The sequence below is a fragment of the Streptomyces spororaveus genome (assembly GCF_016755875.1).
Lineage (GTDB): Bacteria > Actinomycetota > Actinomycetes > Streptomycetales > Streptomycetaceae > Streptomyces > Streptomyces spororaveus.
This window is the reverse complement of the sequence record NZ_BNED01000005.1, coordinates 1,769,240-1,781,849: the sequence shown is the minus strand read 5'-3', so window position 1 is coordinate 1,781,849 and position 12,610 is coordinate 1,769,240. Positions and strand designations below refer to the sequence as shown.

Below are 12,610 nucleotides of genomic sequence, written 5' to 3'. Positions count from 1 at the left end.
GTGCGGCTCTTTCCGGTTATCCGGTGTATTGATGAGTTTCCTCCCAATTCGCCCCCAGTCAAGGCCTTGTCCGGACGTACTCTGTAAAGAAATCCGCGTCGGAGACATCCGCGTCGCGCCCGGCACCACCCCGACGGAAGGTGCTGCCATGACCACATGGGCCACATCGCCGGTTCCACGAGCTGCCCGGGGGCCCGGCGCCACGGTCTGGGCACCCGAAACGGTCACCGCAGACCCGTACAACGCCCAGACCCCCTCGGCCGCACTGGCCGAGCCGGTCACCCCCGTCGGGGCCTTCTTCGTACGCGACCACTTCGGCATGCCGCGGACCCCGCCCGGCAGCTGGCGGCTGCGCGTCGGCGGCGCCGCGGCCGCCCCCTTCGCCATCGGCTACGAAGAGCTGCTCGCGATGGAACACCGGGAACTCGACGTCGTGGTCGAGTGCGCGGGCAACGGCCGCGGCCTGATGTCCCCCCGCCCGCCCGGCCTGCCGTGGGGGCAGCAGGCGGTGGGCTGCGCGCATTTCGCCGGCGTGCCCTTCCGCCTCCTCGCCGAACGGGCCCTGATCGGGCCGTCCACCGTGGAGGTCGTCTTCACCGGCGCCGACTCCGGCCCCGTACACGGCCGCCGGGCCGCCTTCGAGCGCAGCCTCCCGCTCGCTGCGGCCCTCCACCCGGACACCCTCCTCGTCACCCGGATGAACGGCGAGCCGCTCGCCCCCGAGCACGGGGCACCGGTCCGCCTGGTGGTCCCCGGCCGCTACGCGGTCGCCGACGTGAAGTGGCTGGTCGGGGCCCGGGCCGTGACCCGCCCGTTCGCCGGGGTCTTCCAGAGCGAGGAATACCTCTACGTCGCCTCCCGCGGCACCCCCGACGGCCCGGTGACGAGCGTGCGGGTCAAGTCCCTGATCACCGAGCCCGAACCGGACACGGCCGTCCGCCGCGGCCACGAGACCCTCGTCCGCGGCCGCGCCTGGTCGGGCGCCGGGGTGCCGCTGCGGAGCGTCCAGGTGCGCGCCGAGTACGAGGACGACGACCGCCACCGGGAGCGCGGCTGGCAGGAGGCCCTCCTCGAACCACCCGCCGGCCCCTACGGCTGGAGCGGCTGGTCGTACCGGTGGACACCGCAGCGGCCCGGACCGTACCGCCTGGTCTCCCGCGCCACGGACGCCCACGGCGCCACCCAGCCCCCGCAGCCCCCGTGGAACGCCCGCGGCTACGGCTGCAACCCCGTGGCCTGCGTCGACGTCGTGGTCGTATGAGCACGGGCGGGCCCGCCCCGCCGGCGCCCGGGCCGGGATCGGCCGACACAGAGCCCCGCGCCCACGCCTCGGATAGGGTGAATCGGTAGGAATCGGGCCCCCCGGGGTGAGGTCGGTGCGTTGGACACTTCCCAGGCGACGAGCGAGGTGCCGGACCCGCCGGCCGCGGCGGTCGGGTACGCGGGCGTACTGCGCGAGCTGCTGCCGATCGCCCTGTGGCGCGAGGACGCCGACGGGCGGGTCGTGGAGTGGTCGCTGGCCGCCCGGGACCTCCTCGGACACCGCCCCGAGGACATCATCGGCCTCCCCGGCAGCGCCGTGCTCGTCCCCGAGGCCAACCGCGAGCTCGCCGAGCAGCTGACCCGGCGCGTCCAGTCCGGCGAGACCGTCGTCGGCACCCTGCCCGTGCGCCACCGCGACGGCCACCGCGTCCCGATGGAGATGTGGATCGTCCCCGCCGTAGACCCGCAGGGCCGGACCGGGGCCATGCTCATCGCCGTGGAGACCTCCGAGGTCCTCCACATGAGGGACTCCCTCGCAGCCCTCCAGAGCCTGTTCACCCAGTCGCCCATAGGCCTCGCCACCCTCGGCACCGACCTGCGGTTCCTCCGTGTCAACGACGCACTGGCCCGGATGAACGGCGTCTCCGCCGCCGACCACCTCGGCAAACGGCTCACCGAGGTGGTCCCCGGGGTCAACGCCGCCGCCCTGGAGGCCACCATGCGGCAGGTCCTCGACCAGGGCACCGCCGTCGTGGACGTCCGCCGCACCGGACGGACCCCTGCCGACCCGGACAACGACCGGACCTGGTCCTGCTCCTACGCCCCGCTGCTGGACGGCACCGGCCGCGCCCTCGGCGTCATCGCCTCCCTCATCGACATCACCGAGGGCCAGCGCGCCCAGGCCGACGCCGAACGGGCCCGCCACCGGTTCGCCCTGCTCGCCGAGGCCGGCGCCCGCATCGGCACCACCCTGGACCTCCACCAGACCGCCCAGGAGATCGTGGACGTGCTGGTGCCCCAGCTCGCCGACTCGGCCGACGTACAACTGCTCGAAGCGGTACTGGGCCCCGACGAGGGCCCCGTCCCCACGGCCTCCACCCGCGGTGTCCTGCGCCGCCTGGCCGCCCACTTCCCCGACCCGACCGCCCCCACCGCGACGCTCGCCCCCGGCCAGACCTTCCAGATCCCCATGGGCACCACCTACGAGCAGGTGATCTCCGAGGGACGGCCCATGAACCTCCACCTCGCCGACATCCCGGCACTGATCACCTCCCCGCGCGCCGAAGCGCTGCGCACCTACCTCGCCACCCTGGGCTCGGCCCGCCTGGTCCCGCTCGTCGCCCGCGGCACGGTGCTCGGCGCCGTCGCCTTGACGCGCACGCGCGAGCGGGAACCCTTCGACGAGCAGGACCGCGTCCTCGTCGACGAGCTGGTCGCCCGCGCCGCCCTCAACATCGACAACGCCCGGATGTACACCCTCCAGCGCCAGGCCGCCCTGACCCTCCAGCGCAGCCTCACCAACAGCGCGCTGCCCGAGGTCCCCGGCCTCGAACTCACCGGGCGCTACCTGCCCGCCAGCGATCACGACGTCGGCGGGGACTGGTACGACGTCATCCCGCTGCCCGGCGGCCGGACCGGGCTGGTCATCGGGGACGTCATGGGCCACGGCATCCACGCCGCCGCCGTCATGGGCCAGCTGCGGACGGCCGTACGGACCCTCGCCCGCCACGACGTACCCCCGGCGGAGCTGCTCCGCTCGCTCGACGCCGTCGTGGCCGACCTGGGCGAGGACGAGATGGCCACCTGCGTGTACGCCGTCCACGACGCGGCCACCGGCGCCTGCATGATCGCCCGGGCCGGCCACCCGCCGCCCGCCGTCGTCACCCCCGACGGGAACATCACCTTCCTCGACGGCCCGCCCGGGACCCCGCTGGGCACGGGCGGCCAGGACTTCCGGACTGAGGAGCTGCGGCTGCCCCCGGGCAGCCTGCTCGTGCTCTACACCGACGGCCTCATCGAGGCCCGGGACCGGGACCTCGACCAGGGCATGGCCCAGCTGGCGGGGGCCTTACAGCGGGTGGACCAGCCCCTGGAGGAACTGTGCGACGGGATCCTGCGGCGGCTGCTGCCATGCGCCCAGCAGGACGACGTCGCCGTGCTGCTGGCCCGCACCCGGCCGGTGTAAGCCGCCCCCGGAACACCGGCCCGGATCCCGTATTCCGGACCACCCGGCTCACCAGGCCAGGTCCTCCAGCGCGTCCAGGTCCGGCGGGGCGGCCGCCTCCGGCTCCGCGCCCCCGGTCAGCGGCAGCTCGGCCCAGATGACCTTGCCGCGTTCGGTGTAACGGGTGCCCCACCGGTCGGCGTACTGGGCGACGAGGAACAGCCCGCGCCCGCCCTCGTCCGTGGTCGCCGCGTACCGCAGGTGCGGTGAGGTGCTGCTGCCGTCGGAGACCTCGCAGATGAGGGTCCGGTCGCGCAGCAGCCGCACCCGCACGGGCGCGCTCCCGTACCGGATGGCGTTGGTGATCAGCTCGCTGAGGATCAGCTCCGTCGCGAAGGAGATCTCGTCCAGCCCCCATGCGGCGAGCTGCGCCGCGCCCGCGTTGCGCACCCGCGAGACGGCCGAGGCCTCGCCCGGCACCTCCCACTCGGCGATCCGGTCGGCCTCCAGCCGCCGGGTGTCGGCGACCAGCAGGGCGATGTCGTCGCTCGGCACTGGGAACAGCATCGCGGCGAGCACGTCCGAACAGGCCTGGTCGGGGCTGCGGCCGGGCCGCGCCAGCGTCTCGCCCAGCAGGTGCAGACCGGCGTCGAAGTCCCGGTCGCGGTCCTCCACCAGGCCGTCGGTGAAGAGCACCAGCCGGCTGCCCTCGGGAAGCGCGAACTCGGCGGCCTCGAAGGGCATGCCGCCGACGCCCAGGGGCAGGCCGGCCGGCAGCGGGGGGAACTCGACCTCCCCTTCGGAACGGATCAGCGCGGGCCCGGGATGACCGGCGCTGGCCATCAGACAGCGCCCGGACACCGGGTCGTAGACCGCGTAGAGGCAGGTGGCACCCGTGACCGTGGCCGCCTCGGCCGTTCCGTCCGGGATCGCCCCGGCCATCGCGTCCGGGGCGATCCCGTCCGCGGCCGCCTCCCCGCCGCCGTTCCCGCCCGCGGGTACCGTCCCGGTCAGGTTCTGGTCGATCCGGTTGATCAGCTCGTCCAGGTGGCCGAGCAGCTCGTCGGGCGGCAGGTCCAGGGTGGAGAAATTGTGCACCGCCGTCCGCAGCCGGCCCATGGTGGCCGCGGCGTGCACCCCGTGCCCGACGACATCGCCGACCACCAGCGCCACCCGGCCGCCCGGCAGCGGGATCACGTCGAACCAGTCCCCGCCGACCCCCGCCTTCGCGGGCAGGTAGCGGTAGGCGACGTCCACGGCGTTCTGGGCGGGCAGCACCCGGGGCAGGAGGCTGCGCTGGAGCGTCACGGCCATCGCGTGCTCGCGGGTGAAGCGGCGGGCGTTGTCGATGGACACGGCGGCGCGCGCGCCCAGCTCCGCCGCGAAGGAACGGTCCTCCTCGTCGAAGGACTCCGGGGTGTCGGCGGCCCGCCAGAAGTTGGCCATGCCCAGGACCACCCCCCGGGCCTGGAGCGGTACGGAGATCAGCGAGTGCAGCCCGTAGTCGAGGGCTGCCCGGGTCCCCTGGGCGTCCTGGGCCCGCCAGCCCATGGCCGCGTTCAGGTCGGCCGCCAGAACCGCGTGCCCGGCGTCCAGGGCCGCCGCCATCGGGGCCGTCGGGACGACGAACCGGATGATGTCGCCGACCGGCTGGAGCGGCGAGTCGGTACGGACGCCGGTGATGGCGGCCCGGCGCATCTGGGTGTGGACACCGGCGGCCGGCGAAGGCTCGTCACCGTGCAGCACCGGGTCCAGCAGCTCCACCGTGACGAAGTCCGCGAACCGGGGAACGGCCACCTCCGACAGCTCCTCGGCGGTTCGCACCACGTCCAGGGTCGTACCGATCCGCACGCCGGCGTCGTACAGCAGCTGCAGCCGGCTGCGGGCGACCGCGGCCCGGCCGGAGAGCGCGGCGAGTTCGGTGGAGTCGCGCAGGGTCACGACGCTGCCCGTGGACATGCCCCGGTACTCCTTGGTGGGCCGCACGTTGACCGCGAGCAGCCGGTCGCCCGCCAGGTGCACGTGGTCCGTCACGACCAGGCCCGAGGCGAGCAGCTCCGCGGTGCGCGGGTCGAGGCCGAGGTCGGTGACGTGCCGGTTCTCGGGCTCGGGCGGCAGGCCGAGGAGCCGGCGGGCCTCGTCGTTGGCCAGGACCAGCCGCTGGTCGGCGTCGACGATGACCACGCCCTCGCGCACGGCGTGCAGGACGGCCTCGTGGTGCTCGTTGATCCGGCTCATCTCGGCGGCGCCCAGTCCCCGGGTCTGACGCCGCAGCCGGCCGCTGACCAGGGCGGCGCCGCCGGTCCCGAGCAGCAGGGCGCCCGCGGCCGCACCGAGCAGCAGCGGCAGCTGGCCCTCGACCACCTGGGAGACGTTCTCGATGTCTATGCCGGTGCCGACCAGGCCGATGACGACGCCGTCGGCGTTCCGTATCGGGACGACGGCCCGGACGGCGTCGGTCGGCTCGCCGCGGAAGGTCTCGGTGAAGGCGTGCCCGGCGACCGCACGGCTGAGGTCACCGGTGGCCCGCCGGCCGATCAGCTCGGGCCGGGGGTCGGTGTAGCGGATCCCGGCGGTGTTCATGACGGCGATGAAGTCGACCCCCGAGCCCTGGCGGGCGGCCTCGGCCAGCGGCTGGAGCAGGGCGGTCGGATCCGCCGAGACCAGTGCCGACGCGACACCGGGGGAGTGCGCGAAGGACTCCGCCGCCGCCAGGGAGCGGTGACGGGCGTCGCGCTCGCTGTCGTACCGGGCCTGGAGCACCAGGGCCGCCGCGGCGGCGGCGATCAGCAGGAGCACGATCATCGCCTGGAGCGCGAAGACCTGACCGGCGACGCTGTGCCCCCACCGGGACAGGCGCGCGGACAGCCGCGAGCCCCATCCGGTCGGCTGGCGACCAAAACGTCCGGTCATGAGCCCTTTCTAACACTGTCCGGAGGGTTTGGTGCGACTGCCGGTGCGCAAGAGGCCGCACGGTACGCGCGGGGACCGAGCCCGACATGCGCGGTGAAGTGCTGGCGGAAGGTGACCTCACTGGCGAAACCGGCCCGCCGGGCCACCTCCGGCACCGGATGGTCGGTGCGCTCCAGCAGCTTGCGGGCCGCGTCCAGCCGGTGTTCCAGCAGCCATCGGTGCGGGGTGGTGCCGGTCGCGGCGGCGAAGTGCCGGGCGAAGGAACGCGGGGACATCCCGGCCCAGCCGGCCATGGTCGCCACGGACAGCGGCTCCCGCAGCGAGCGCAGGGCGCGAGCCCGTACGGCGGCCAGCGCCTCCGCCGTCCGGTCCGCGGCCGGGACGGGCCGGTCCAGGTACTGGGCGTGGTCCCCGGTCCGGAAGGGGCCCGTCACCATGGAACGGGCGATGGCGGCGGCGGCCTCGGCACCGTGCGCCTCCCGGACGAGGTGCAGGCACAGGTCGATCCCGGAGGCCACCCCGGCGGAGGTCCACAGCCCGCCGTCCTCGACGTAGAGAGGGGCGTCCTCGACCACGATCCCGGGGTAGTGGGCGGCGAGCTGCGGGGCCAGCCACCAGTGGGTCACCGCCCGGCGGCCCTCCAGCAGACCGGCCTCCGCCAGGACGAACGCCCCGGCGCACAGGGCCGCGACCGGCACGCCCCGCGCATGCGCCTCGCGCAGGGCGGCGAGGACCGGCCCGGGCGTCGGGTCGGCCGGCTCGGCCAGCGCCGGTACGACGACCAGGTCGGCCGTGGCCAGCCAGTCCAGCCCCCGGTCGGGAGCCAGGGTCAGGCCGCCGGGCAGCGGGATCGGACCGGGCTCCAGGGCGCACCGGCGCAGCTCGAAGCCCGGTACCCCGTCGCGGCTGCGGTCGGGGCCCCAGACCTCGGTGATGACGGCGAGGTCGAAGCTGCGGATACCGGGCTGGACGACGATCGCGACACGGCGCATCCGGCCAGTGTGCCAGGGCGCCGCAACTGCCAGCCTGGCAGGATCCCATCGGTTCGGGACCTCGGGGGCGCTGTCGGGGCCGCGGCCCGGCCGACAGCATGGAGTCATGACAACGACCGCGATCGAGATCGCCCCCGACAGTGCCCTGCTGGTCATCGACGTGCAGAAGGGCTTCGACGAGGAGTCTTTCTGGGGGCCGCGCAACAACCCGGCCGCCGAGAAGAACATCGCGGCCCTGATGGACGACTGGCAGGCGGCCGGCCGCCCGGTGGTCCTCGTCCGGCACGCCTCCGTGCAGCCCGGTTCCGTCCTGGCCGCCGACCACCCCGGCCACGCCTTCAAGGACCTGGTCGAGGAGCGGAGCCAGGGGGCCCTGGTGATCACCAAGACCGTGAACTCGGCCTTCTACGGCACCCCGGACCTGGCCGAATGGCTCACGGCCCGGGGCATCGGCCAGCTGGTGCTGGTCGGCATCCAGACCAACATGTGCGTCGAGACCACGGCCCGGATGGCGGGGAACCTGGGCTACGACGTGATCGTCCCGCTCGACGCCACTCACACCTTCGACCTCGCCGGGCCGGCGGGCCGCGCGCTGACGGCGGACGAGCTCGCCACCGCCACCGCTGTGAACCTGGAGGGCGGCGGTTTCGCCCGCGTGGTCACCACGGCCGACCTCCTGCGGGCGTAGCCGTTTCCAGCCTCGCCGGCGTTTGAGGCGCGGGGCCGGGCGGAGCCCGGTGCCCGGCGGAGCCGGGTTTCCCGGGGCTCCGCCCCAGGCCCCGCGCCTCAAACGCCGGCGAGGCTGGATGGGTGAGGGCCCCGCCCCAGGGATCAGGGAGCGGGGCCCTCGGAGGTGGCGGCGTCAGAGGACGTCGGCGGCGATGTTCGCGGCGACCTGCTCCAGCAGGGGGCCCGCGTTCGGGATGGACCTGGCCGGGTCGGGCTCCAGGTCCGTCAGCGGGTACGCCTTGCGGATGCCGGCCCCCTCCAGGGCCTCCTGGCTCAGCAGCAGCCGGCCGCAGACGGCCACCACGGGCTTGCCCGCCGCACGCGCCGCGGCCGCGACACCCGCCGGGGCCTTGCCGTGCAGGGTCTGCTCGTCCAGGGAGCCCTCGCCGGTGATGACCAGCGTGGCCCGCTCCAGCGCCGGGGCGAAGCCCAGGACCTCCAGCATCAGCTCGATGCCGGGACGGAACGTCGCGCCGAGCAGCAGGGCTCCGTAGCCGATGCCGCCCGCGCCGCCCGCACCCGGGAGCACTGCGCACTCGGCGGCCTTCGCACCGATCGACTTCTCCAGTACCACCGCGAAGTGCGCCAGCGCCGCGTCGAGCGTCGCGACGTCCTCGGGCGAGGCCCCCTTCTGCGGGCCGTAGACCGCGGCGCAGCCCTTCGGGCCGGTCAGCGGGTTGTCCACGTCGCTCGCGAGGACGAACTCCACCTCCGCGAAGCGCGGGTCGACGCCGGACAGGTCGGCCGAGGCCAGCTCGGCGAGCGCGCCGCCGCCCGGACCGACCGGTTCGCCGTTCGCATCCAGGAACACGGCGCCCAGCGCGGCCAGCATGCCGGCGCCGCCGTCGGTGGTGGCGCTGCCGCCCACGCCGAAGACGATCGAGCGCGCGCCCGCGTCCAGCGCGGCCTTGAGCAGCTCGCCCGAGCCGTACGTGGTCGCCGTCAGCGCGGCGAAGGTGCCCGCCGGCAGCAGCTGCAGCCCGGAGGCCTCCGCCATCTCGACCACCGCGGTGCCCTCGCGCAGCGCGAAGGCGGCCGTGACCTGGTCGCCGAGGGGTCCGGTGACCCGTACCTCCCGGCGCTCGAAGCCGGCTGCCACGGCTGCCGCGACCGTTCCGTCGCCGCCGTCCGCCACGGGGAGGGTCTCGATCTCCACGTCCGGTACGGCCCTGCGAAGACCGGCCGTCACCCGCTCCGCGACCTGAACGGCTGTGAGCGAGCCCTTGAATTTGTCCGCGGCGATGAGCACGCGCGCGGCCTCAGTTACTGCTCCGTCCGTCACCTTGCTATTCCCTTGCTATCGAACAGTGCAGTCGCGCCGCCATGAGCTTATCCGGAGGATCCTCCTATGCCCATGAGTGGCCTGGGCCACACCCGGCGCGCCATGCCCCTAAATAGGGATATACGCCTGCATAGTGTGGCCGCATGAGCGCGGAATCACTGGAACAGCCACGTCCGGGCACCCCGGGAGGGGGATCCGGCGGCCCCGCGGACGGCGCGCCCGACCACGCCGTCGTCACCGTGGGTGTGATCGCCGTGCTGGCCGTCGTCGCCTGGGCGGCCCTCGCCGGGGACTCCTTCGACACGGCGTCCGGCACCGCGCTCTCCTGGGTGCTGGGCAACTTCGCCTGGCTGTTCGTGATCGCCGCCGATGTCTTCCTCGTCATGTGCGTCGTCCTCGCGATCAGCCGCTTCGGCCGGATCCGCCTGGGCGCCGACGACTCCGAGCCCGAGTTCACCAACCTCGCGTGGATCGCGATGATGTTCAGCGCCGGCATGGGCATCGGCCTGATGTTCTACGGGGTGGGGGAGCCGCTCACCCACTACCTGGCCCCGCCCCCGGCCTCCGGCGCGGCCCCCCGTACCGGCGCCGCCGCGCTCGCGGCCATGGAGTACTCCTTCTTCCACTGGACCCTCACCCCCTGGGCGATCTACGGCATCGCCGGCCTCGCCCTGGCCTACGCGACCTTCCGCAAGGGCCGCGGCAACCGCCTCAGCTCGGCCTTCGTCCCCCTGATGGGACAGGAGCGGGCCGACGGACGGGCCGGCAAGGCCATCGACCTGCTGGCCGTGTTCGCCACCGTCTTCGGCACCGCCACCAGCCTCGGCCTGGGCGCGCTCCAGGTCTCCAAGGGGCTCAGCCTCACGACCGGCGTCGAGGACTCCACCACCGTCGAACTGATCATCATCGGTTCGCTGTCGGCGGCCTTCGTCCTCTCCGCCTTCTCCGGCCTGCACAAGGGCGTGAAGTGGCTCAGCACCGCCAACATCGTGCTCGCCGCGACCCTGATGCTCTTCGTCTTCGTGCTCGGTCCGACCGTCTACATCCTCGACGTGATCCCCTCCAGCGTCGGCGGATACCTGAGCGAGCTGGTGCCCATGGCCAGCCGCACCGGCGCCTTCACCGACTCCAAGTGGCTCGGCGCGTGGACGATCTTCTACTGGGCCTGGTGGCTGTCCTGGGCCCCCTTCGTCGGTACGTTCATCGCCCGCATCTCGCGCGGCCGCACCATCCGCGAGTTCCTCATCGGCGTGCTGCTCGTCCCCAGCGGGGCCACCGTGATCTGGTTCTGCGTCATGGGCGGCACCGCCATCCGCCTCGACTCCACCGGGGCCGTCGACTTCGCCGTCAAGATCAAGGACGGTACGGAGGCCTCGCTGTTCGCCATGCTGGACGCCCTGCCGCTCTCCACGGTCACCTCATGGGTCGCCATGGTCCTGGTCATGACCTACTTCGTCACCAGCGCCGACTCCGCCTCCCTGGTGATGGGTTCGCTCACCAGCCGCGGCTCCCTCGACCCGCCCACCTGGCTCGTCGTCACCTGGGGCGTGCTCATGGCCGCCGTCGCCGCCGTGCTCCTCGTCGCGGGCGGCCTGAAGTCCCTGCAGACCGCCACCATCCTGGTCGCGCTGCCCTTCGTCATCGTCATGATGCTGCTCTGCTGGGCCCTGGTGAAGGAGCTCCGCACGGACCCCGGCGCCGGACCCGCCCGCCACCACCCGCTGCACGGGATGCGGGACGCGGTCCGGGCCATGGTCGGGGACGCCGTCACCGAACAGGGGACGGAGCGGCACCCGCGGCCGCGGCGCGTCGCGGAGTCCAGGGGCCGGGAACGCGAGGACGGGACGGGCGGTACACGGCCCTGATCTCGGTAGGGTGGCCGGGTGACCACCACCGATGACTACGCCACGTACATCGCGAGCCTGCCCCGGGTGCTGGCCGGCGCCGCCGTCCTCTACCGGGACGCCGGCGGCCGGGTCCTGCTCGTGGAGCCCAACTACCGTGAGGGCTGGGTCCTGCCGGGCGGCACCATCGAGTCCGACCAGGGAGAGTCGCCGCGCACCGCGGCCCGCCGCGAGAGCGCCGAGGAGATCGGCCTCGACCTGCCCCTGGGCCGCCTCCTCGTCGTCGACTGGGTGCTGGGCCCCGGCCGCCCGCCGGTGGTCGCCTACCTCTACGACGGCGGCGTCCTCGACGAGGCACAGCTCGCCTCCGTCACGCTCCAGGAGGAGGAGCTGGACTCCTGGCGGCTGGTCGACCCCTCCGAACTCACCGCGTACCTGCCCGAATCGCTCGGACTGCGCACCCAGGAGGCCTACCGGATCGCGCAGTCGGGCGAGGGGACCGCGGAACTGGAGAACGGCCGGCGCCCGGCGGCCCCGTGAGCAGGGGCCCCGTAACACCGGACTTACCTCGACCAGGACAGAATCAGCAGATGATCACGATGTACGCCTGGCCCAGCACCGCCGACGGGCCCGACGCCCTTCCCCTGGTGCACTTCACCACCGACCAGCAGGCCGGTGGTGAAGTCACTCCGGAGGGGACCCCGGTCTGGCTGTTCGACACCGCGATACGCGAGGGCGGCTGGGCCCTGTTCACCGACTTCGAGGGCTGGTCCGCCCCGGCCGCCGGCTGGCAGGCCTTCTACCGCCGCGAGGACGACCTCCTCGCCGTCACCGGACCCGGCTCCTGCGAGGGCTGGTACCAGGGCAATCTCGGCGCCGACCCCGACTGGGTGGCGGCCGCGGCCGCCCAGCAGAGCGTGGTCCTGCTCGCCGCCCCGGTCCAGCACCCCTCGCTGTACAACTACGCGGTGGAGGCCGGAGCCGCCTTCGCGCTCCTCGTCCCGCTCCTCGTCGTCTGACCCCGGCGGGTCAGGCCAGGAGCTTGGCCTTGGCGCGGTCGAACTCCGCCTGGGTGATGTCGCCCTTGTCCTTGAGGGCGGAGAGCTTGTGCAGCTCGTCCGCGCTGCCGCCGGAGCCCGCCGTCTTCTGGACGTAGTCCCGGAAGGCGGCCTCGTTCTCCTGGACCTGCTTCAGGTCCCGCTCGCCCATGCTCCTGCCCCGGGCGATGAGGTAGACGAACACGCCGAGGAAGGGCAGCAGGAGCACGAAGATCAGCCATCCCGCCTTCCCCCAGCCACCGAGGCTGTGGTCACGGAAGATATCCGTGATGATCTTGAAGAGCAGGAAGAACCACATGATCCACAGGAACAGGTACAGCATCGTCCAGAAGATGTTGAGAAGCGGATAGTCGTCCATGCCCGAC

10 protein-coding genes are annotated in these 12,610 nt (G+C 73.4%); 6 read left to right on the top strand and 4 right to left on the bottom strand.

The features are described 5' to 3' along the window. Nucleotides 1–148 precede the first annotated feature (148 nt). Both Sspor_RS10810 and Sspor_RS10805 read left to right on the top strand, forming a co-directional pair. Nucleotides 149–1,261, top strand: a complete 1,113-nt coding sequence (locus tag Sspor_RS10810) for a molybdopterin-dependent oxidoreductase (protein WP_202198862.1) — start codon at nt 149–151, stop codon at nt 1,259–1,261. Between the two features lie 120 nt (nt 1,262–1,381). Then, nucleotides 1,382–3,448: a SpoIIE family protein phosphatase gene (locus Sspor_RS10805; RefSeq protein ID WP_202198861.1), complete on the top strand. Its 2,067-nt coding sequence runs from the start codon at nt 1,382–1,384 to the stop codon at nt 3,446–3,448. Nucleotides 3,449–3,496: 48 nt separating this feature from the next. Here Sspor_RS10805 and Sspor_RS10800 read toward each other — a convergent pair whose 3' ends face one another. Then, nucleotides 3,497–6,340 carry a SpoIIE family protein phosphatase gene (locus tag Sspor_RS10800; RefSeq protein WP_202198860.1) on the bottom strand — a complete coding sequence of 948 codons (2,844 nt, stop codon included), beginning with the start codon at nt 6,338–6,340 and terminating at the stop codon, nt 3,497–3,499. Next, nucleotides 6,337–7,332 carry a GlxA family transcriptional regulator gene (locus tag Sspor_RS10795; RefSeq protein ID WP_202198859.1) on the bottom strand — a complete coding sequence of 332 codons (996 nt, stop codon included), beginning with the start codon at nt 7,330–7,332 and terminating at the stop codon, nt 6,337–6,339. Before Sspor_RS10795 ends, Sspor_RS10800 begins: the two co-directional genes overlap by 4 nt. Nucleotides 7,333–7,438: 106 nt before the next feature. On the opposite strand from Sspor_RS10795, the gene Sspor_RS10790 reads away from it, so the two are divergent. Next, on the top strand, nt 7,439–8,020 hold the full coding sequence (locus Sspor_RS10790; RefSeq protein ID WP_202198858.1) for a cysteine hydrolase family protein: 582 nt from the start codon (nt 7,439–7,441) through the stop codon (nt 8,018–8,020). A 174-nt stretch (nt 8,021–8,194) separates the two neighbouring features. On the opposite strand, the gene Sspor_RS10785 is transcribed toward Sspor_RS10790, so the two are convergent. Then, nucleotides 8,195–9,343, bottom strand: coding sequence for a glycerate kinase (locus Sspor_RS10785; protein WP_202198857.1), 1,149 nt, complete (start codon nt 9,341–9,343; stop codon nt 8,195–8,197). A 143-nt stretch (nt 9,344–9,486) separates the two neighbouring features. On the opposite strand from Sspor_RS10785, the gene Sspor_RS10780 reads away from it, so the two are divergent. The 3 genes from Sspor_RS10780 to Sspor_RS10770 are packed head-to-tail and all read left to right on the top strand — an operon-like array spanning nt 9,487 to nt 12,206. Next, a complete protein-coding gene (locus tag Sspor_RS10780; protein WP_202198856.1) occupies nt 9,487–11,208 on the top strand; it encodes a BCCT family transporter in 1,722 nt (573 codons plus the stop codon). An 18-nt stretch (nt 11,209–11,226) separates the two neighbouring features. Further along, entirely contained in the window at nt 11,227–11,727 is a 501-nt protein-coding gene (locus tag Sspor_RS10775; RefSeq protein WP_202198855.1) for an NUDIX domain-containing protein, read from the top strand. 50 nt (nt 11,728–11,777) lie between these two features. Then, on the top strand, nt 11,778–12,206 hold the full coding sequence (locus tag Sspor_RS10770; protein WP_202198854.1) for a hypothetical protein: 429 nt from the start codon (nt 11,778–11,780) through the stop codon (nt 12,204–12,206). A gap of 10 nt (nt 12,207–12,216) precedes the next feature. Here Sspor_RS10770 and Sspor_RS10765 read toward each other — a convergent pair whose 3' ends face one another. After that, nucleotides 12,217–12,603: an SHOCT domain-containing protein gene (locus Sspor_RS10765; RefSeq protein WP_202198853.1), complete on the bottom strand. Its 387-nt coding sequence runs from the start codon at nt 12,601–12,603 to the stop codon at nt 12,217–12,219. Nucleotides 12,604–12,610 lie beyond the last annotated feature (7 nt).

Bases quoted from the DNA above. Each gene is read 5' to 3' on its own strand.
- Sspor_RS10810 (WP_202198862.1), top strand. From the start codon at position 149: ATGACCACATGGGCCACATCGCCGGTTCCACGAGCTGCCCGGGGGCCC.
- Sspor_RS10800 (WP_202198860.1), bottom strand. From the start codon at position 6,340: ATGACCGGACGTTTTGGTCGCCAGCCGACCGGATGGGGCTCGCGGCTG.
- Sspor_RS10795 (WP_202198859.1), bottom strand. From the start codon at position 7,332: ATGCGCCGTGTCGCGATCGTCGTCCAGCCCGGTATCCGCAGCTTCGAC.
- Sspor_RS10790 (WP_202198858.1), top strand. From the start codon at position 7,439: ATGACAACGACCGCGATCGAGATCGCCCCCGACAGTGCCCTGCTGGTC.
- Sspor_RS10780 (WP_202198856.1), top strand. From the start codon at position 9,487: ATGAGCGCGGAATCACTGGAACAGCCACGTCCGGGCACCCCGGGAGGG.
- Sspor_RS10770 (WP_202198854.1), top strand. From the start codon at position 11,778: ATGATCACGATGTACGCCTGGCCCAGCACCGCCGACGGGCCCGACGCC.
- Sspor_RS10765 (WP_202198853.1), bottom strand. From the start codon at position 12,603: ATGGACGACTATCCGCTTCTCAACATCTTCTGGACGATGCTGTACCTG.